The sequence below is a fragment of the Vibrio sp. RE86 genome, assembly GCF_013114545.1.
Classification (GTDB): domain Bacteria; phylum Pseudomonadota; class Gammaproteobacteria; order Enterobacterales; family Vibrionaceae; genus Vibrio.
This window is the reverse complement of the sequence record NZ_VTXI01000003.1, coordinates 233,156-254,307: the sequence shown is the minus strand read 5'-3', so window position 1 is coordinate 254,307 and position 21,152 is coordinate 233,156. Positions and strand designations below refer to the sequence as shown.

Sequence of the window (21,152 nt, the reverse complement as noted above, 5' to 3'; positions counted from 1 at the left end):
AGGAGTCAACATGGTTCAGGTAAGCTCCAAGGTAAGACATAGAACCGAACTCACCCCTCAGGCACAAGCGCCCGTCGTTCCAACTACGTTTGATGGTCTAGGCGTACCCCAAGCCGTAGTTGAAAACTTAGTGATCAAACACGTTGCCGCATACCCCAAGTCTGATCTTCTTCAGCTGACCAAGCTTCTGTGCATAAACAGCCACATGATCGAAGACATTTTGGCTAGCTTGCGTTCTAAATCATTAATAGAAGTTTACCAAGCATCTCCGACGAGTTTCGCGGCTCAATCCAGCGGTCACGTAAGATATGGTTTGTCTGAAGCCGGTATGCAAGAAGCGGATACTGCTTTCATTAAAGATGCCTACCTAGGGCCCGTGCCAGTTTCATTAACTCAATACAATAAGATGGTCGAAGAGCAAGATGTTCGCGCTCAAATGGTTAATCGCGATGATGTCGAATACGCTTTGTCCGACGTTTTAGGTGCACACCGCATGGTCGGCGTACTTGGTCCGGCGATTAATTCTGGCCGAGCTTTACTTTTGTACGGCAGTGCGGGTTCGGGTAAAACTTTTGTTGCGACTCGTCTCCTCAACTCTCTTAATACTTCCGTTTATGTGCCTTATGCGGTCTTTGCTGCGGGAAACATCATTAAAGTGTTTTCTCCTCAGCATCACAAGAAGGTTCGAAGTGATGATATCCAATCCATAACATTTAAAGAGCATTTTGATCGCAGATGGGCTCTGTGTGAGCGCCCAAGTATTCAAGTTGGCGGCGAGCTTACTATGGATATGCTTGAGGTTAATCATAGTGAGCACAACAAGGTGTGGATGGCTCCACTGCAGATGATGGCTAACAACGGTATTTTTATTATTGATGATTTAGGCCGTCAGCCAATGCCCGTGGATACGCTACTCAATCGTTGGATTGTTCCAATGGAGTACTTCTACGATTACCTCAATTTACCCAATGGTCAGCAAATTTCGATCCCTTTCATTCTTACGCTGGCTTTTTCTACGAACCTTGATCCTGAAAAGATCAGTGACCCCGCTTTTTTACGTCGTTTAGGCTACAAAATCCAATTTGGTCCGCTTTTAGAGCAGGAGTATAGAGAGCTCTGGCATATCATCTCTAATTCTAAAAATTTGTCCCTATCAGAGGGATGTTTCGATACTTTATTTGACTTACATCGTCAGCATGACGTGGGCTTTTATCCCTGTCTACCAAAGGACATTGTTGGGATCAGCCGAGATATCATCGTATTTGAAGAAGTTGACCCCGTTATCTCTCCTGAAATCATAAGCCGCGCGTGGGAAGTGTATTTTACTGCTGATGGCAAGGGAGGAGGCGCTCGATGAGTCGAAACCAAGTTATTTTATTATTCTTACTCTCTATTGTGTTTGGTCTGGCTGCGGTATTTTTTGCCAAGCAGTGGATGGACAGGCAACTCACTCCCCAAACAGAAGTTGAGGTGGTTGAACGTGAGCCAGTGATGGTCGCTACACAAGAAATCGTGGCGGGCACCATCATTGAGGAGCAACATGTATCGAGCAAGTTACTCGAGAAAGACTGGCGAGATGAGTTCCAGATAACTAAGGCCGAAGATTTACTTGGTCAAGTCGCGGCAACCACTATCTATCCAGGTGAAATTCTAACGGCGAACCGGCTTTCTGCTTCTGGGGAAGGTTCAACCCTCGCCGCTTTAATTCCTGAAAATAAAAGAGCGGTCACTATACGAGTTAATGACGTTATTGGTGTCGCGGGATTTTTATTACCAGGCAACAAAGTCGATATTCTCAATACCGTTAAGTATGGCAAAAACTCTGCTTCTACAGTCACTGTGCTTAAAGAAATAAAGGTACTGGCGGTTGACCAAACAGCTCGAACTAAAGAGAACAAACCTGTCATCGTAAGAGCCGTCACACTTGAAGTTTCACCAAGACAGGCCGAAAAGCTCTTATCTGCAGAGAGTCGTGGAAAGATCCAGCTTGCGCTGAGAAACCCACATGAAGAAGAAAAAGTCGTCAAACGATATGTTGCCCCAAGCGTCACTATCATCAAGGGCACTGAATCTAGCAATATCCGAGTCAAGGATTGAGGTGAGCTATGAGAAATATACTCTTATTAATTACTATTTTCTTAATGAGCAGTGGCACCACTTATGCGGCGACTCAGTCAGGGAAAATCGTCAAAGTTCCACATCACAAATCCACCCATGTCACGCTGGCTGGAAAAGCAAAACGTGTCTCATTGGGCGATCCCGAAGTATTGGATATTGTGATGCTTAAATCCGATGAAGTGTTTCTTATCGGTAAAAAATTAGGCTCAACAAACTTAATGGCGTGGGACAGTCGAGGGCAGTTGATTGAATCCATCAACATAGAAGTCACCCATGACCTCAATAGCTTAAAGGCCAAATTGTATGAGTTTCTTCCCGATGAGGAGATCAAAGTACACAGTGCACAAAATCGTCTGATCTTGAGCGGACAAATTAGCTCTCAGTCAGCGATGAATATTGCGCTCCGTGTTGCCGAGACTTATACCGCGGGTAAAGAAGCCGACAAAGCTAACGAGTCAAACAGTGAGCAAGTTAACAATACCGGAGTCATCAATCTAATGACCATTGGTGGTGCTCAGCAAGTGATGCTTGAAGTGACTGTGGCAGAGGTTCAGCGCAGTCTTGTGAGAAAGTTCGATTCCAATTTCCATTTCTTTCAAACCAGTGGTGGCGAGTTTAATTGGGGCGGGACGTCGGCTGGTGGTGTGATTGATGATGTCGGCGGCGTCGTGGGGCCAATTTTCAATGCGCCTGGCGTCGATAGCACAGGCCTACTCGGGACGTTTATAGATAGCAACACCTTGTTTACCTTTGCACTGGATATTGCCAAGCAAAACGGTACGGCGAAAGTATTAGCCGAACCTAACCTAACCGCATTAAGTGGTGCGAAAGCAGAGTTTTTAGCGGGTGGTGAATTTCCTATTCCCGTGCCTGATGATGACGGCATTACCATTGAATACAAAGAGTACGGTGTAGGCCTCAAGTTTATACCTACAGTTCTATCAGACAAAAAAATTAACCTCAATCTTGCGGTTGATGTGAGTGAGCTTGCGAATGCTTCTACGCTGACGTTGAGCCCGGGGGCGACAAACGGAACCTATGTTATTCCCCCTATTACACGCCGAAGTGCTTCTTCAACGCTAGAGCTTGCTGATGGCCAAACCATCGGTATTGCGGGTCTATTGAGTGAAAATGTACGTGATGTGGTCGAAGAGATGCCAGGCTTTAGTGACATCCCAGTCTTGGGCCAAATGTTTAATAGCCAAGAGTACATTTCTGGCGAAACAGAGTTGGTGATTTTAGTCACGCCGCGTTTAGCGCAGCCAGTGGATCGTCGACGTATTTCGTTGCCGACAGAGTCATTTGTCGAGCCCAATGATTTTGAGTACTACCTTCTTGGACGCGGGGCTTATATAGCGCCAGCGAACGAGGCTCAATCGAAGCAAGAGCAAACGGACAGCTTTGTTGATAACACGAAAGGCGGCACTGAAGGCACCTTTGGACACAGTTTATAGGGAGGCACTATGAAAACTTTAACTACCGCCATCGCTATTGTAGGACTTTCTGGGCTGTTACTTGGCTGCGTGAATAACGCGGAGAGACTAGGTAGCCATGTGGCTAAATTGAGCGTAGAGCAAACTTATAACCCGAATGCGACCCAAGATAACTTAGGGTTTGTTCCAACCGGTAGCGGTGAGCGAATGGAAACCAGTTATCAAGTGTATACGGGTAAACAAGACTCAGAATTGACGGGTAATGAAAGCCAAGTTCTACAAGGGTTTTCAGAGTAGTGAGCTTGGGAGTTAGGTGTTAATTGAGGTGACTGCTACAGCCAGGTGTGTAATGCAAAATGATGATGCAGAACTCTGACAGATAGCGTTTGGTTTCCTACACTTAAAATGTGGCATTAGCCCGAGTATTGGCTTCAATCTAAGTTGGGACTTGCCGCTAGTAGAACATTGGAAATAACAACAAAAAGAGCATGGACTGCTAGGAGAAAGGTATGGGAGAGGCAGTAAAGCTAACACCGAATGGAGATAGGCCTATCAGACTAAAAACAAATTTAACGATTTGGGTTTTTTACTCATCTGATGCGTTTCATCTCCACATGAGTCATGAGCTGTCTAAGTGTCAGAGCGCTAGTTTTGAAATGATATCTTTTCATGGACTAGTGGTTGGAAACCTTGCTCATTTTTCTCCACCAGATCTGATTTTTGTTGAGACAGGGCCTAATTGGGCGCAGAAAATCGTTGAACTTCAGCAGTATGAGAATCCAGCAGCGAAAGAGTCCAGTCATGAAGCGTCACTGATTGTATTTGGTAACGAAAGTGACAATGGAGCGTTGAAAATCGCACTGCGCATCGGCGCGGCAGACTTTATCTCCGATAAGGCCACTCTTGATGAGCTAACCCCTTTACTACAAAACGTAGCCGAAGAGAAAATCGCCAATCGAAACTTAGGTGAATTGGTGGTGTTTCTCAACACCAAAGGGGGGGCGGGTGCGTCCATGCTTGCGTTAAATACAGCAATCACCGTTGCGAAAGAGCGACCAAATGAAGTGCTGCTGGTTGATCTTGATATGCAGTTTGGCGTGATTGAAGACTATCTCAATGTCCAATCAAGCTACGGGCTTGCAGATGCGATTGCCAATGTCTCTGATTTGGATGAAGTGTCTGTTGGTGGGCTAGTCACTAAGCATGAATCTGGATTGCATGTTATTGGTTTTAAACGTGATAGTAGCCATGAGAACTTTGAAAAAGCGAGTCAAATAAGCAAGCTAATACCTATCTTTCGTGAGTGCTACCCTTACGTGTTTATTGATTTATCTAGGGGTGTTGATCGTCTGTTTGGCTCGGTCATCTCACCGGCAACTAAGCTGTTTTTGATCACTCAGCAGAACTTGGTGGCGATTAAGAACACCACTCAAATTATGAAAGCGCTGACCTTTGAATTTGGTGTATCCAGAGAGTCTGTAGAAGTGATCGTTAATCGCTATGAGAATCGTCAGTCGATTAAACTCAAAGACATTAAAGACACGGTAGGTAATGTACCCATTCATACGGTACCGAATGAGTTCAAAGTTGCCATTGAGAGTGCCAACTTAGGGAGGCCGTATATTCAAGCCAAAAAGAGCAGCCCGATGTCTAAGTCTGTTAGGGGCGTTGCTAAATCTCTGTTGCCACCCGAAGAAGAGAAAAAGGGTTGGTTGAAGAAGTTGTTCTCGTAGTTAATGTGATGAAATAAAGGGAGCTTTCATGTTCTTTAAAAGGAAAAATATTAATCCAGAACTACAGCAAAAAGTCGCAGAAGCCGAGCAGCAGCAATCAGAACACGCTAGAGAAGTAGAGCAGTCTGATGGTGAAATAAGCGTGACTTCACAAGCGGCTGGTGAATCGTTCCAAGAGCGAAAACGATTAGAGGCGGAAGCGAAAGGACACGCTATTGAAGAGGCCAAAAAGCAACTCGAACTTGAATTATCGGTGAAGCATTATTACCACCAACGCTTACTAGAAACCCTCGACTTGGGACTTTTGGCTAGCTTAGAGAATGAGCGAGCAAAGAAAGAGCTGCATGATGCGGTTGTCCAGTTGATGGCCGATGACCAAACCCACGCACTAGGAGCAGAAGGTCGTAAACGTGTCATTCAGCAAATTGAAGATGAAGTGTTTGGGCTTGGTCCGTTGGAGCCCTTACTTAATGATGCGACTGTGTCTGATATTTTGGTGAATGGACCTAAGCATGTTTTTGTTGAGCGCAGAGGTAAGTTAGAGCTCACTCCCTATACCTTTTTAGATGAACGCCACCTTCGTAACATCATCGACCGTATCGTGAGTCAGGTTGGTCGTCGTATTGATGAAGCGTCACCTATGGTGGATGCTCGCCTTATCGATGGTTCTCGTGTCAATGCCATCATTCCTCCTCTCGCGTTGGATGGCTCATCGGTCTCGATTCGTCGTTTTGCGGTTGAAAAGCTCAACATGGATAACTTGCTCAACTTCAATTCACTCTCTCCTGAAATGGCGAAGTTTGTCGAAGCGGCGGTGTGTGGCGCCATGAACGTGCTGATTTCTGGTGGTACGGGTTCAGGTAAAACCACGACACTCAATATCTTTTCTAACTTTATTCCTAGCGATGATCGAATCGTCACCATTGAAGACTCGGCAGAGCTGCAGCTTCAACAACCTCATGTTGTTAGGTTGGAGACTCGCCCTGCTAACCTCGAAGGCAAAGGGGAAATTACTCAGCGTGATCTTGTGAAAAACTCACTGCGTATGCGCCCCGATCGAATTGTATTAGGGGAGGTTCGTGGTGCTGAAGCCGTTGATATGCTTGCGGCGATGAACACAGGTCACGATGGGTCTTTAGCGACTATTCACGCCAACACCCCGCGAGATGCGCTTTCAAGGGTTGAGAACATGTTTGCGATGGCAGGCTGGAATATGTCAGCTAAGAACTTACGCTCTCAAATTGCCTCTGCGATTCACTTGGTGGTTCAAATGGAGCGTCAAGAGGATGGTAAACGACGTATGGTGAGTATCTGCGAGATAAACGGCATGGAAGGGGAAATCATCACCATGTCTGAAATCTTTAAGTTCCACCGTAAAGGAATGGATGAAGAAGGTAACGTGTTGGGTCACTTTACCGCGACAGGGGTCGTGCCTCAGTGCCATGATCAGCTGTCGAAGAAAGGGCTTCATCTTCCATTCGATATCTTTAATGAGTCACTCTAGGAAAGGAGGAAGTTATGCAGCAGGATGCGACACTCTTTTTTGTTCTACTCTTTTTCGCTGTGGTGTTTATATCCCAGGCGTTAATTCTTCCTGCAGCTGGTAGTAAAGCTAAGCACAAAGAACTCTCTGAGCGACTGAAAGAATCTCAATCAAAGCTGGATGAAGAAGCGCGTTCGCTTCTTCAAGAGCACTATCTCAAAAGCTTAACGCCTTGGGATAGACGCTTGGTGAAGTACGAAATTTTCTCGTCGCTTAAAAAGATGATCGAGCTTTCTGGTTATGATTGGAGCTTAACTCAAACTCTGATGGTGACGACCATGCTTTCGTTGAGCGGGGCGATCATCGTTCTTCTTCTCGCTCAGCCTTTTTATGTTGCACTTGCTGCGATCGCGGCGGTTTGGGTTTGTCTATACTTTTGGCTTGCCAAGAAAATCTCAGACCGACTCTCTGCATTTGAAGAACAACTTCCTGAAGCGCTCGATATTATGCGCCGTATGTTGCAAGCCGGTCAGCCAGTGACGCAAGCCTTCAATGAAGTTGGCACGGAGATGCCTGCCCCAATCGGTATCGAGTTCAAAAACATGTTTAACCTGCTCAATTACGGTTATGACATGCGAATGGCGATCATGCAGATGGCTGAACGCACCCCCACTGTTTCGATGCTGGCTTTCTCCAGTGCGGTTATCTTACAAAAAGAGACCGGTGGTAACCTTTCTGAGAACTTAGAGAAAGTATCCAAAGTACTGAGGTCACGGTTCAAATTGCAGCGAAAGATCAAAACTCTTTCAGCAGAAAGTCGACTGTCCGCTTGGATATTAGTGCTCTCACCTTTTGTTTTGTTCATCTTTCTGAGCTTTATTAACCCTGGGTATGTTGAGCCCCTTTATACCGACCCTCGTGGCATGAAGTTAGTGAGTGGTGGGATTATCAGCCTGTTCATTGGCTCCATTTGGATCCGAAAAATCATCAGTTTCGAGGTGTAGAGCATGGACGCGATTTTCAATCTTTTGAGTTCCTATGACCTTGATGAGCAAACCGTGATGCTTGCGGTGATCATGCTCGCCACTATGCTGGTGATATTTACTCTCTCGATGCTTGTTATTGGCAGCAAGTCACCACTAAAAGCTAAGCTTGACCAAATTCGAAGTTCTAGTGGCGGGAATAAATTGAAGAAAGGCCGTCGGTTAGAAAATACCTTAGAGTCGTTGGCACCCGCTATGGCCAGCAACTCAAAAGAGAGCCAAAGCATTCGAGAGCAATTGATGCATGCTGGCTATCATGACGCGAGTGCCTTAACGATATTCTATGCTTGTAAGGCATTGTCGCTGGTTTTGGGGCTGTCGATGGCGGCAGGTTTCTATTTTTTTGCACCTAAGATGTCAAACCTAAATCTTGCCATGATTGTTAGTGTTGCCGTAGGTCTGTACGCACCTAATGTGGTGCTGAACAAGATGGTTGAGAAACGTAAATTTAAGATCCGTTCAGGTATTCCAGACGCATTAGATTTGCTGGTGGTGTGTACTGAATCGGGGCTTGGTTTCAACTCTGCGCTGCGCCGAGTGGCTGATGAGTTAACGATTTCTCACCCTGAGTTTGCCGATGAGCTAGACACCGTTTGTGTGAAAATAAAAGCGGGGGTTGAGATGTCTGATGCCTTTAACGATCTCGTTCAGCGTACCGGTTTAACGGAAATCGCAGGCCTTGTTACCATGTTGGCGCATGCTTCTCGTATTGGTGGTAGCTTGTCGCAAACTCTTCGTGAATACACGGAAGATTATCGAGATAAACGCAATCAAGAAGTTGAAGAGATTGCAGCAAAAATCCCAACTAAAATGATATTTCCATTGTTGATTTTTATATGGCCCTGTTTCTTTATTGTCGCCATTGGTCCCTCAATGCTGTTGTTCACCTCGTCAATGGGAAACTAAGGATAAGTTATGAAAGGAATTAAGCTCATCACAGTCGTATCTGCGGTGTTTTTGATGGTTGCTTGTGCATCAAATGAACCTAAACTCGATACCTCCCTTTATGACGGTAAACCGATAGATACCCTCTCTTCGGAAGAGCCACCAAAAACAGAGAAAGAGGCGATTGAACGGGGGGATGTCGCGCTCAGTTCAGGAAATATGGATTTAGCCCTGTATGAATATATTCGCTCACTTTCGTTTGAAAATAGCCAGTATCGAGATAAGTCTTTATACAGTATCGGTCGTATCCACCAGTCTCGCGGTAACTTAACCTTAGCTGACAAAGCTTATAGCTTAGCGTTAGAAGAGAATCCAAATAATGTGCAGGTACTTGAGCAGCTTGGCTCTATCTACAGTAAAAATGGCGACATTGACCAAGGGAAAAGTTATTTCTTAAAAGCGATAAATGCAGACCAAATCCGTTTTGGTAACAGTAACACCTTAGATGGTAAAGATTTGGTGACGTCGAAAGATGTGGCAGAGCTGAAAAGTGATACCTCTTCACCAGAGTTTGCGTATATGGGGCTAGGTGTAATCGCGGATTTAGAGCAGAACCATACCTTAGCGCAAGCGTTTTATAAGCAAGCATTAAGTATCAACCCAGCCTCGGTGAAGACGCTCACCAATGTTGGCTATTCATTTTACATGTCTGGCGATTACCGCAAAGCGCAACGTTTTACTATTGAAGCATTAGAGAAAGATCCACGCAATGATAAAGCGTTGAACAATCTGGCATTGATCTATTTGGGTAAAGGCGAAATTACTCGGGCTATTAACGTGTTCTCACGTCACATGGACAAGCCGGAAGCGTTGAATAATGTGGGTTACTTTCTGATTTTACAAGGTAAGCCAGACAAAGCGATTCCTTACTTACAGCAAGCCATCGATTCTAAAAATACTTACTACAAGATTGCGAATGAAAACTTAGAAAGAGCCTTGGCAATGGTAAGAGAAGGTGAGATTAAAGATAACTAATCGGCAGACAGATAAAGCGGGAGAACGTCATTGTTCTCCCGTTTTTTATTGACTCGCGTTAGGCGATATAGCCTGTCGCAATTCCTGCAAGCATAAAGAAGGCAACCATCCATACAATTGGCAGCTTTTGCTGTTTTAGTAGGTAGAAACCGACCAGAACAAACGCAATATCCCAAGCATTCAGAACGGCACTGGTAAAGACGGGTTGATACAGCGCGGCAACCAAAAGGCCCACAACCGATGCATTAACGCCATTCACAGCCCCAGATACCTTTGGATTCTTAGCCAGTGACTGCCAGTTCTTAAGCACGCCTAGCAGCAGTAAGAAACCCGGTAAGAAGACAGCGAGTGTTGCGATAAGTGCACCTGCAATTGGCGCTTGTGGCATGAGTTCGTAACCAATGTAAGTAGCGAACGTAAACATTGGGCCAGGAACGGCTTGCGCTGCTGCATAGCCTGTTAGGAAAGCATCTTGACTCAGCTGATCGCCGACGATGTTTTGCAATAAAGGCAGGACAACGTGACCGCCACCAAAGACTAGACTACCGGCTTGGAAGAAGTCGTTGAACAGCCCGATGGCAGGGAAGGCATTAGCAATAAATGGTAAACCAATCAGCAAGGCAGCAAACGCAGCCAAAGGCATGATGGATGGCTCAAACTTACCTTGGTAGTCATCATTTGGCGTACCTAAGTATTTCATCCCTACCAAAGCTGCAATCAGTAAAACCACCATTTGAGTCGCGATGCTCGGTAATACTAAAAGTGCGACCGCAGTCATTAGACACAAGGTGACCGAAAGCTTCTCTTTACAGAAGTTTTTGTACATGCCCCAAGCGGCATCTGCCACCACAACCACAGCAAGCAGCTTTAGGCCATGAACGATGTTTTGGAACAGGCTCGTCTCTGTGAGCTGGCTGCTTAAAACGGCCAGAGCTAGCATGATAAGAACTGAAGGCAGAGTAAAGCCCAAGAATGCCATGCAGGCACCGGTTAAACCGCCACGTTTGTAACCTAGAGCAAAGCCAACTTGGCTAGACCCTGGCCCTGGTAAGAACTGACTCAGAGCGACGATCTGCGCGTACTCTTTGTCATCTAGCCATTTGAGCTTCTCCACAAAGGTGTTACGGAAGTAGCCGATATGCGCTGCTGGGCCGCCAAAACTGATCCAGCCCAGTAAGAAAAAGGTTTTAAAAATGGACAACATTGTCACGTTACTCGATTAACAAATACTGCCCATAATGTAATTAATGAACTATGATGATTCAAATTGATAGTCTTAATAGACACTATGAATTAAATGGGATAGGTGGTGAAAGAGTTTAATTGGAAAGGGGTTGACCTTAATTTGCTGGTGGCCTTTCAAGCACTGTATCAGGCTAGGAGCGTCAGCTTAGCGGCGGAGCAGTGCTTTGTTAGCCAATCGGCCATGAGCCACACTTTGCAAAGAATGCGCAGCTTGTTTGACGACCCTCTGTTTGAGCGTGTAGGCAGTAAAATGGAGCCCACGCAACATGCCCGAGATATTGCGCCCGTCATCGATAAACTGTTGGCGAACATTAAAAATGATCTGCTGGTCAAAAAGCACTTTACGCCAGAGGCATACTCAGGTGTATGGAAAATAGGGCTAACGGATTATGCCGAGCAGCTTTTTGCGCCTTCTTTGTATGACGCCATCAAGCAGCAGTCACCCAAGTCTCAAGTTAGCTTCTTCAATGTTAACCGAAGCAACTACGTTGATATTGCAGAGAGCGAATCACTAGATGTGGTGATAGGCAGTATTGAGAACCTCAATCGACATTTTCTTTCAGATTACCTCTATACCGAGCAGCACTTGTGCCTTTTCGACCCTTCTTCTTTGAATGTTACAGAGCCTATGAGTATCGAAGCGTTTGTCGCCATTGAGCATGCGCTAGTGAGCCCCGATGGCAGTTTACAAACTCAAGTGGATAAGCGGTTAGCCAAACTCGGTTTTGAACGACGCGTTGGTATTGCTTCACGAAACTTTCTCACCATTCGTCGTCTGCTGTTGGGACGCGAACTGGTCTGTATTGTGCCAAAGCGTTTTGCAGAGATGGAAGTGTATACTCATGGCTTAAAGGCGATTGCATCACCGATTGAGATCCCTGATTTTGATATTCGATTGCTGTATCTCAAAGCCAATCAATATGAAGAGAAGAGTCGTTGGATACGAGAGATCGTTAGCCTCTCGATTCGTTAAGGCGTTGACTCCCTAAGGTAGCGATGAGATATCCATCCCGCAGTTTTCCATACCAGTAGAGTCAGTATGGTGCTGAGATAGCCGTCAATGGCGTAGTGCCAAGCTAGGTGGACCGAACCTATTTGAATCATGATCATATAGGCCCACATCAGATATCCGAGTTTTTTATTGAACTGATAGGTGGCCAGTGCCATCAGAACCGCAACAGAGACATGCATACTCGGCATGGCAGAAATGCCGGCCCCAATCCCACCCTCTAGTGATACATAGTTGAGCCATAACGTATCTTGAACATCGAGAGCCCAGATGTGTGTCCATCCTGCTTCCATAAGTTGTTGGCTCTGAATCGCGAGACGGTCCATTAAAGGCAAGTAATAAGTGTTGTTATGGTCAAGTAAGTGGGTGTAGCAAGGGCCTGCAGATGAGAGCAAGGCAGCACTAATTCCTCCAATCAAAAACCAGCTCCCCATGAAGCTCAGCAAATATTGGCTACGCAGCAACAGTAAATCTCTTCGAATAATAAAGAACAGTGTGATCCCCCACATCAAAAGAAACCACGCATGATACAAAATATTAATCAGGTAGGTGGCGGCTGCATTGGGGAAAATAGCATGGGTAATCTTCCACGGAGAGATACCAAAGTGTAGCCATTTATCGATTTCATAGAAGAGCATGTCGTATTGAAAGGGATTGAGTGCAGGAATGTGGGCTTTTAAATAGGTGTAGCAAGAGAAGGTAAGGTTTAACGTTAAAACCAGAAGAGCAAAGCTTATTGCCTTAGATAGAGGGTTGAAGAAGGCAATAATGGTTTTGATGTAGACCATTATTGGATGTGGTGTTCGGTGGTAAAGCAAGTACAGATAAAAGCCCGTGCTCCATGCGAGAAAAGTGATGTAGCAAATGTTGGTTAAAGTACTTAAATAGATGAAAACGTTGTACTCAATATTTGAGCTGTAGTCGATGGTGTTCGACAGCCAATAAAGCAAGGCTGTGGTGACAATCACATAAAGGTAGAGCAATCGGTCTTGTTTGATTGCGTCCTTTATCTCTTGCCACTGCTGACTCGATGAAGCTGTCGTCTGTATTTGCATAGTAATGAATACGTTAAGTATGTTCTTAGCTAAGTGTAGAACATACTTAACTCATTGCTTTTTTAACCTAACGGGCAGTCGTCTTTTAGCCAATTCCAGATGGGGTATAAAAACAAAAGCCCTCACTATATGGAGTGAGGGCTTTGTTTAGACATTTTGCTTGTTAATTAAGCTTGAGTTGCAGGCTCTGATTTCACTTCTTCAGATTGCTTTAGCGCTTGTTTCTTCTCGAAGCGAGAGATCCACCACCAAGCTAGACCAGAGAACACAGCGGTCATAAATACGTTGATGAAGAAAGCTTCCATTAGGTCTACACCTGTTGGGAACGCTGATGCTGTCATACTTACCACGAAGATAGCGATAAGCACTGATACCACACCCATACCTTGCTTACGTGTACCCATGCGGAAGTCACGTGGCGTGTCATCGAATTTTAGACGGAAGACAAAGTAAGCAACCATGATGAAGATAGGTGGTAGCATCGCTGTACCCGCTGTTAGGTTGATTGCCGTGTTCATCATGTCTTGAACTGATTCAGAACCGAAGCCATTGACGATAAGCATTACGAATACGAATGCGAACTGCCACCATGCTGCACGAACTGGAACACCGTGTTCGTTAAGCTCTGTTGTTTTCTCACCGTAAACGCCTTTTGGAATCTCTGAGAAGTGGATTTTCACAGGCGCTGCTGTCCACATCATCATTGAGCCAAACATCGCAACGAATAGAATGATGCCCACGAAGCGGCCTACCAGACCTTCAGAGATATTGAAGTACTGAGCCATACCTGTGAAGATTTCAACCATACCGCCAGCGTAAGTGAGGTCTTCACGCGCTACGAACACGTTTACCAGTAGAGAGCCTAGCGCGTACATTGAACCGATAGCGATACCAGCGCCAATGATGACTTTGATGAATGACTTATGGCCACCTTTCACATCGTTTAGGTAAGCTGCTGCAGTTTCAGCACCACCAGCAGCTTGGAAGATCCAACACATAATACCGATGGTTGCCCAGTTGATAGTTGGTGTCATTGCTTCGAGTGTGATTGGTTGCACCGGCTCGTGATTGCCACCCAGTGCCATGAATGCACCGATAACGTAGATGAAGAACAGTGCGAATACACCGTAAGCCACGATTTCAGAGATTTTACCTAACCAAGTCGCGCCCTTAGTTGAGATGTGTGTTGCTGCCGCGAATAGAACAATCGAGATCGCTGAAGTCACCATCGGCGAGAATGCATACTCGTAGCCAAGCATGGCGTAAGATGCGTAAGCAATAACGTTTGGAAGTAGTGATACGAACCAGAACAGGTTTACGAACCAGTAGAGGAAAGAGCCAAGGTAAGCGGCCTTTGAACCTAATGGTTTTTTCAGCCAGTCGTACATACCAGACTCTGAGTTTTTGTTGGCAGAAACAAACTCAGCAATGATAAATACGAACGGGATAAAGTAGACAAGGGTAGCAAGCAAAAAGATAGGTGCCGAGCTTAGACCCAGTTCGATGTTGTTGTTCACGATGTTGCGAACGTTGAATACCGCAGCAAACGTCATGGAAAGTAGGGCAAATTTGCCTAACTTACCGCGCATAGATTCAGACATAGTGTCCTCCGATGAATCACGTCAATTCCTTTGGTACTAAGCCACACTGCTATTGAGCGTTCTGTCATCCTGCGCGAATAGTATGTGAAGTCGCGATAGAGTCCAGTGTTGCTATTAGCTTTTGTGACGTTAGTACCTTCAGGTTGTAGTAGTTATTGGTTGGGTCAGCTGAGCCGACCCTGATGTTATGTTTATTTATTTGTTTAAGAAGTAGCCGTCTTCGATGGTGACTTTAAGTAGCACTTTTCGCACTCGCTCATCACCGTGGAAGCGATACGCTTTGCTATTGTCAAAAATCGCAACTTGGCCTTCGTGTAGCTGTTTGCTCTCACCCTCACCGGTCAAAAACTCTCGGTCAGTTTCATCGCTGTATGGCTCGATAAGTTCTAGCTGAGACTTTTCAGCAAACTCAACCGTTTCACGACCTTCTAGGTAGTAATGCACATCAAAGTAACGACGGTTGCCTTCAAACGTTTCGCTATTGTTCGCCACGCCATCGGCAATCATGTAAACCAAGGAATCACCAATTGAATACATCACGCCATCTTTGATGTTGCCGATGTTCTCAATCGCTTCGACACAGCGGTTCCATTTACGGCCATCGCGGTAAACGACTTTGAATTGCTCTAAGCTCTCTAACACGATCATGGGTTATGCCTCGTTTGCTGTAGTTGAAGTAAAGAAGCCTTGTTCAAAGCGATGTTGTGCCATCGTTTGAGCACTGCAATCGCCCGCTTGAAGAGGCATTAGCGTGAGCCCGTAGCGGAACTCATCCATGTAGACACGGTACGAATCCAGCACCTCGCTGCCCCAAGAATTTGAGCCCAAGCCCATGAGCTTGTGGTCTAGGTTCAGAGTGATGTAACCGCTCTTCTCTAGTTCAATGGTGTGCTGCGCTTGGTGCAGGTTTTGGTTGGTGTAGAACCAAGCACTCAAGTTGATCTCTTGCTGAGGTTTCACCAGTAGGCCAGTGCCATTACGATTAGTCAGTGCCGCCCAGCGAACATGTTGGCGGTTGCCATTGTTCTGTGGGAACGGGTAGTTCTCGAACATGTCAGCAACGGTGCTTTGGTACACATCGATCATGTTGGCTTGCTTGCTGTCTTGGTAGTTCTCTTCAGGGCCGCGGCCGTAGTATTTCACTTGGTCGAAGTCGCCGTTGATACCAAGGTCGAAGCCAATAACTGGAATCACATGTGGGTAGTCACCGTAACGCTCGCCACTTAGCTCAACGTTAAGTTGACCATCTTCAGCGATTTGGTAGCGGTACTCACAGCGCATACCAAAATCGAACACTGGCGGTGCAATGATGCTGGTGACGGTTAACTCAACCTTGCCTTCAACCTGTTCAACGCTAAGTGTGCGGAAGTGCTCTTGCATGATTTGCAGGTGTGCAGGTTCCCATAGACCTTCGTGTTCTTGCTTGTGGTTGTCGATCATTGGCTTGAAGAAGTTCAGTTTCGGCTCTGACTTAATCAGCTCCTCGCCATTCACTAACCAAGAGGTCAGCTTGCCGTTTACCTTCGAGAAGTTCAGTGCAAAGTTGTGGCCTTTAATCAAGGTGTTAAGGCGTGACTCTTCAACTTCTAGTGGTGTCGCATTGTGGTTCGCAAACAGTGCTTCGTTTGCTGTGCTCTCTTTAAGTTGATGCTGGTAAACCGCGATCTCGTGGTTTGCTTCGCTGTAGAGAGTGCGAGAGTCTTTACGTACTGTGAAGTTAATAAACACTTCACGCTCATCAAGTGCAGGGATTGCGATTTCAATTTGGCGCTCAGAGTTTGCTGCCAGATCCTCGACTTTAAACTGAACGGTTCGTAGGGTGTCACCTTCAGCGCGAACATCGGCAGTGATGGTGTAGTCATTTAAGTCAGTGAACCACAGCTTGTTCTCAATGATGAAGGTACCTGCTGCGGCATCGACTTCGCGGATCTTCACTGGAGCGATAACTTGCTTGTACTCTTTCAGACCTGGACCCGGTGTTTGATCTGGGTAAACCAAACCATCCATACAGAAGTTGTAGTTGTTCGGGTAATCGCCGTAATCACCCCCGTATTTGTAGAACTCCGTACCTGCTTCATCGCGCGCTAGAATGCCGTGGTCACACCATTCCCACACATAGTGACCTTGAATAGAGTCGTGCTTGTAGAACACGTTTTGGTATTCAGTTAAACCGCCAGGGCCATTACCCATTGCGTGTGCGTATTCGCAGATGATTCGTGGTTTTTCATGCGGGAATTCACCGAAGTGGTTCATCAGCTGCGCACGTGAGTACATGGTAGAGATAACATCCACCACTTCCGCATCACGATCTTCTTCGTAATGTACCAAACGAGTGTCATCAATTGCTTTTGTTGCTTTGTACATTGAACGAATGTTGCAGCCGTAACCTGATTCGTTACCTAGCGACCACATGATGATCGACGGGTGGTTTTTCTGTGCGTGAACATGACGCTCAGCACGGTCAACAAATACCGCCTCCCACGCTGCATCGTTGGTGATTCGACTTAGGTCGCCCACGTTAGCAAAGCCGTGCGTTTCAACGTCTGTCTCTGCCATTACGAATAGGCCGTAAATATCACACAGTTCGTAGAAACGAGGGTCATTAGGGTAGTGAGCAGTACGTACAGAGTTGATGTTGTGCTGCTTCATTAAGATCAGGTCTTTCTCAACACGATCCATGCCCACTGCACGACCTTTTAGGTGGTCGTTATCGTGACGGTTTACACCATGTAGCATCACATATTGATTGTTGATGTAGAACAGCCCATCACGCACTTTTATGTCGCGGAAACCGACGCGCTGTGGAATCACCTCTAACACTTCACCTAAGTTGTCTTTTAGCGTGACAAGCAGTTGGTATAGGTATGGGTTTTCTGCCGTCCAATGGATTGGAGCGTCGAGTTCAATTTTAAAATTTGTCTGAGCCGTATCATCGATAGTCAGGTTGCTACATGAGCCTTGTGCAACAACCTGACCTTTATCCATTAGGGCATAGTCGAGTGCGTAGCCAGATGCCTGTAACGCTGACAAGTTTTCTAATTCAACTTGGCAAGAGAGAGTCGCAGCAACGTAATCGTCGGCGAAATCGGTACGAACAGTAAGATCTTGGACGTGAACTTGCTCTTTACCTACTAAGTAAACGTCGCGGAATATACCGGCTGTCCACCACATGTCTTGGTCTTCAATGTAGGTCGAATCCGCCCACTGCATCACACGGACTGACAGGAGGTTTTCACCTTGGTGAACCAGCTTAGAAATATCGAACTCAGCGGTTAAGCGGCTACCTTTACTAAAGCCTGCGTATTCGCCGTTTACATAAACTTCAAAGTAGGTTTCAACGCCATCGAACTTGATGATGGTTTGTTTGTTGTTCCAGTTGTCACCAAGCGTAAAGGTGCGCTGGTAAGCGCCTGTTGGGTTGTCGGTTGGAACGAACGGAACATCGATTGGGAATGGGAAACCTTCGTCTGTGTATTGAAGATCGCCGTGGCCTTCCATTTGCCACATGTTAGGTACCGTAATGTGGCCCCATTGTTCCATCTTTTGGTTGTAGAACTCTTCTGGAACCAACAACGGGTTAGTAAAGAAGTTAAAGTGCCACTGGCCACTAAGCAGCATAAAGTGGCTACTTAGCTCGCGTTGAAAAGTTTGCGCTGTTTTAACTGAGTCATACGAGAAGAAGTAAGCGCGTGGCGCCATACGGTTCTCATGCAGATGTAGGAAGTTTTCCCAGTTGTTCACGTTGATTCTCCCTCGGCTTTCGAATGCCGACGTTTTATTTGGAAATACAGCTCGGTGAGCATCTGGAAAATATATTAGTAAAACTTTTACTAAATAAAATTGGTGAAAACGTTTTACTTTAACTCGATCACGATTTATTGAGCGTTTTATCTGAAAGCTGTGATCCGTTTAAAAGAATATCGTGCTGCCTTTTAGGAGAGATAAGGACGGTGTTTTCTCGTCGATTTTTTGCGTGATTTTTGAGCGGTAATTGCTGGTGGAATATGCGCAGACAATAAAAAAGCGCTGAATGACAGCGCTTAAAAATATAGGGGGTAGAGAGGTGTTTAGCGTGTGGTATCGCGGAGCTTCAGTTGGCTCGGAACGTAGACCTGTAAAGGCAGAGCTCGACCATCGCGTGCTTTTTCAAGCAACAAGTTAACGCCTTGAATGCCCATCATTTCTGAGTGAATGCGCACGGTTGAAAGGGATGGGAAGGTAAACTTCGCGGTTGGGATGTCATTGACACTAATAAGGGAAATGTCCTGCGGGATGTTTAAGCCATGTTCATGGATAGCGCGTAAAACACCGATTGCCATCGAGTCCGAAGCGATAAACAGGGCATTGGGATAGTCAGGCTTCGCTAACATTTCTTTCGCCAAGTAGTAACCTGACGAACTCGTAAACTCACCGCGATAGACGTCATTTAATGACACCACGCCTTTCAATTGGCCATATTCGGTAAACGCGATTTCGCGAATATCCGCTGCGTTTGGTGCATCTTGCCCGCCAATAAAGCCAATACGTGTAAAGTCTTGTGCAATGAAAAAGTCTGTAATTTCTTTGCTGATTCGAGCCAGATCGATATCCACCGAATCGTAAGGTGAAGAGGTGTCACTAAAATCGACATAGCAAATGTTATCAGTCAGCTTTTTGACTTCAGTGAGTGTCGCAGTATTACTTCGGCCAACTAAAAGAACACCAGTGATCTTATTGCTATCTAGTTGAATTTCGTTTTTATAACAGTTGGTTAGCTCAATGCCTAGTTTGTCACACTGCGTTTCAATGCCGTGACGAATCGATAAGTAATAGGGATCATTGACCTCAGCTTCTTGCTTGTAGTTGTACAGAGCAAGAAAGTGATGATTTTGTTTTTTTGCTAGGGTTGCTCTCTTGGAGCTACTGGTCTTGTACTCAAGCTTTTCTGCGATCTCATGAATACGGTGCTTAGTCTCTTCTTTTACACTAAGCGTGGGGTCGTCATTCAAAACGCGAGAAACGGTTGCCAATGAGACTCCCGCTTCGCCTGCAATATCTTTGAGAGTGGCCATTTACTTCTATATCCCTATACGTGCAATCACTGGGCAAATACATGCTGAGCTTTCATTGTAAACAATCCCAGTCAGTAATCACCAGTTTTTAGTAAAAATACGTTTCAATGCTCATTTAATCATCGTTCCCTGCGTTGTAGAGCGCTAAATGATGTTATTTCGGGTAAAAGCGGTGGTTTTCTTTACTAAATAAATTCATTTCCATTCAATTTGTGCGGGAATTGATGGATTTTTTGTGGAAACGTTTACATAACGAGGTGTTGATCACGGATCTCTGCTGAGTTTGGCTGCTAGACTTTTTAGCAGATAACGGTGCACTGCGGCACAGATAGGTAAATAAACAGTTTTGGAGATGCGATTGTGAAAGTGTTAGTGACAGGTGGTATGGGCTACATCGGCAGTCATACCTGCGTTCAGATGATAGCAGCGGGAATGGAACCAATTATCGTCGACAACTTATGCAATGCAAAGCAAGAGGTCTTGGAGCGTATTGAAGCGCTTGCTGGTTCCAAGCCGATGTTTTACCAAGGAGATATTCGCGACGAGGCCTTCCTAGACGGTGTCTTTGAGCAGCATGATATTCAAGCGGTTATCCATTTCGCAGGTCTAAAAGCGGTTGGCGAATCTGTCACAAAACCATTGGAATATTACGATAACAACGTAAACGGCACCTTAGTTTTGGCTCGGTCGATGAGAAAAGCGGGCGTCAAAAGTATCGTCTTTAGCTCGTCAGCAACGGTGTATGGTGACCCTGATGTAGTGCCAATCACTGAAGATTCACCAACCGGTGCGACGACCAACCCGTATGGCCGCAGTAAATACATGGTGGAAGAGTGTCTCTCTGATCTATTCAATGCAGAATCCGACTGGAGTATTACCCTTTTGCGCTACTTCAACCCGGTCGGTGCGCATCCTTCAGGTTCTATGGGCGAAGACCCACAGGGCATCCCAAACAATTTAATGCCGTTCATTGCACAAGTTGCCGTTGGCCGCAGAGAGCACTTGTCTGTCTTTGGTAACGACTACCCAACCCCAGATGGTACTGGCGTTCGTGACTACATTCATGTCATGGATTTGGCTGATGGCCATATTGCTGCACTTAAAGCAGTTGGCGAGAAGTCTGGCTTACATATCTACAACCTAGGTACGGGGAAAGGTTCAAGCGTCTTGGAGATGGTGGAAGCATTCGGTAAAGCGTGTGGTGCATCAGTACCTTACGAAGTCTGTCCTCGTCGCGCTGGTGATATTGCTGAGTGTTGGGCAAGCACAGAAAAGGCGGAGCGAGAGTTGAGCTGGAAAGCGACCCGCAGTGTCGATGAGATGACCGCCGACACGTGGAAGTGGCAGTCTAATAATCCAAACGGATACTAATGAATTTGGGGTTCCAGATGTCTCGTAACTTTGCGTCTGAGTGGCAACTTTTAGTGAAATGCACACCTTGCCATTCCCTAGAGCGAGGGA

At 45.8% G+C, this 21,152-nt stretch carries 17 protein-coding genes; 11 read left to right on the top strand and 6 right to left on the bottom strand.

From position 1 onward, the window contains the following. Positions 1–10 precede the first annotated feature (10 nt). The 9 genes from F0231_RS05130 to F0231_RS05090 all read left to right on the top strand — a co-directional run bounded on the left by F0231_RS05130 (position 11) and on the right by F0231_RS05090 (position 9,730). The gene (locus F0231_RS05130; RefSeq protein ID WP_171758644.1) at positions 11–1,357 is read left to right on the top strand and encodes an AAA family ATPase; all 1,347 of its coding nucleotides are present in this window, start codon (positions 11–13) and stop codon (positions 1,355–1,357) included. Further along, positions 1,354–2,097 (top strand): Flp pilus assembly protein CpaB, encoded by a 744-nt coding sequence (gene cpaB, locus F0231_RS05125; RefSeq protein ID WP_171758643.1) that lies wholly within the window; start codon positions 1,354–1,356, stop codon positions 2,095–2,097. Before F0231_RS05130 ends, cpaB begins: the two co-directional genes overlap by 4 nt. 8 nt (positions 2,098–2,105) lie before the next feature. Beyond that, positions 2,106–3,572 (top strand): type II and III secretion system protein family protein, encoded by a 1,467-nt coding sequence (locus tag F0231_RS05120; protein WP_171758642.1) that lies wholly within the window; start codon positions 2,106–2,108, stop codon positions 3,570–3,572. Between the two features lie 9 nt (positions 3,573–3,581). Next, positions 3,582–3,848 (top strand): hypothetical protein, encoded by a 267-nt coding sequence (locus F0231_RS05115; RefSeq protein WP_171758641.1) that lies wholly within the window; start codon positions 3,582–3,584, stop codon positions 3,846–3,848. 212 nt (positions 3,849–4,060) lie between these two features. After that, positions 4,061–5,284 (top strand): AAA family ATPase, encoded by a 1,224-nt coding sequence (locus F0231_RS05110; RefSeq protein WP_171758640.1) that lies wholly within the window; start codon positions 4,061–4,063, stop codon positions 5,282–5,284. Between the two features lie 28 nt (positions 5,285–5,312). Beyond that, the gene (locus F0231_RS05105; RefSeq protein ID WP_171758639.1) at positions 5,313–6,788 is read left to right on the top strand and encodes a CpaF family protein; all 1,476 of its coding nucleotides are present in this window, start codon (positions 5,313–5,315) and stop codon (positions 6,786–6,788) included. Between the two features lie 14 nt (positions 6,789–6,802). After that, positions 6,803–7,771 carry a type II secretion system F family protein gene (locus F0231_RS05100; protein ID WP_171758638.1) on the top strand — a complete coding sequence of 323 codons (969 nt, stop codon included), beginning with the start codon at positions 6,803–6,805 and terminating at the stop codon, positions 7,769–7,771. A 3-nt stretch (positions 7,772–7,774) separates the two neighbouring features. Beyond that, entirely contained in the window at positions 7,775–8,716 is a 942-nt protein-coding gene (locus tag F0231_RS05095) for a type II secretion system F family protein (RefSeq protein ID WP_171758637.1), read from the top strand. A gap of 9 nt (positions 8,717–8,725) precedes the next feature. Then, the gene (locus tag F0231_RS05090; RefSeq protein ID WP_171758636.1) at positions 8,726–9,730 is read left to right on the top strand and encodes a lipopolysaccharide assembly protein LapB; all 1,005 of its coding nucleotides are present in this window, start codon (positions 8,726–8,728) and stop codon (positions 9,728–9,730) included. A 58-nt stretch (positions 9,731–9,788) separates the two neighbouring features. On the opposite strand, the gene chrA is transcribed toward F0231_RS05090, so the two are convergent. Beyond that, on the bottom strand, positions 9,789–10,934 hold the full coding sequence (chrA, locus tag F0231_RS05085; protein WP_171758635.1) for a chromate efflux transporter: 1,146 nt from the start codon (positions 10,932–10,934) through the stop codon (positions 9,789–9,791). Positions 10,935–11,039: 105 nt separating this feature from the next. Between chrA and F0231_RS05080 the strand changes: the two genes are divergently transcribed. Next, positions 11,040–11,948: a LysR substrate-binding domain-containing protein gene (locus F0231_RS05080; protein ID WP_171758634.1), complete on the top strand. Its 909-nt coding sequence runs from the start codon at positions 11,040–11,042 to the stop codon at positions 11,946–11,948. On the opposite strand, the gene F0231_RS05075 is transcribed toward F0231_RS05080, so the two are convergent. The 5 genes from F0231_RS05075 to ebgR form a co-directional block, all read right to left on the bottom strand. Further along, positions 11,945–13,039 carry a phosphatase PAP2 family protein gene (locus F0231_RS05075; RefSeq protein WP_171758633.1) on the bottom strand — a complete coding sequence of 365 codons (1,095 nt, stop codon included), beginning with the start codon at positions 13,037–13,039 and terminating at the stop codon, positions 11,945–11,947. The genes F0231_RS05080 and F0231_RS05075 overlap by 4 nt on opposite strands. Before the next feature lie 167 nt (positions 13,040–13,206). Beyond that, entirely contained in the window at positions 13,207–14,640 is a 1,434-nt protein-coding gene (locus F0231_RS05070) for an amino acid permease (RefSeq protein ID WP_171758632.1), read from the bottom strand. A gap of 195 nt (positions 14,641–14,835) precedes the next feature. After that, positions 14,836–15,288, bottom strand: a complete 453-nt coding sequence (locus F0231_RS05065) for a beta-galactosidase subunit beta (protein WP_171758631.1) — start codon at positions 15,286–15,288, stop codon at positions 14,836–14,838. Between the two features lie 3 nt (positions 15,289–15,291). Next, positions 15,292–18,381 (bottom strand): beta-galactosidase subunit alpha, encoded by a 3,090-nt coding sequence (ebgA, locus tag F0231_RS05060; protein ID WP_171758630.1) that lies wholly within the window; start codon positions 18,379–18,381, stop codon positions 15,292–15,294. A gap of 326 nt (positions 18,382–18,707) precedes the next feature. After that, positions 18,708–19,691 carry a transcriptional regulator EbgR gene (ebgR, locus tag F0231_RS05055; protein WP_171758629.1) on the bottom strand — a complete coding sequence of 328 codons (984 nt, stop codon included), beginning with the start codon at positions 19,689–19,691 and terminating at the stop codon, positions 18,708–18,710. Positions 19,692–20,051: 360 nt separating this feature from the next. On the opposite strand from ebgR, the gene galE reads away from it, so the two are divergent. Next, complete coding sequence (gene galE / locus F0231_RS05050; protein ID WP_171758628.1) at positions 20,052–21,062, top strand: UDP-glucose 4-epimerase GalE; 1,011 nt, start codon at positions 20,052–20,054, stop codon at positions 21,060–21,062. Positions 21,063–21,152 lie beyond the last annotated feature (90 nt).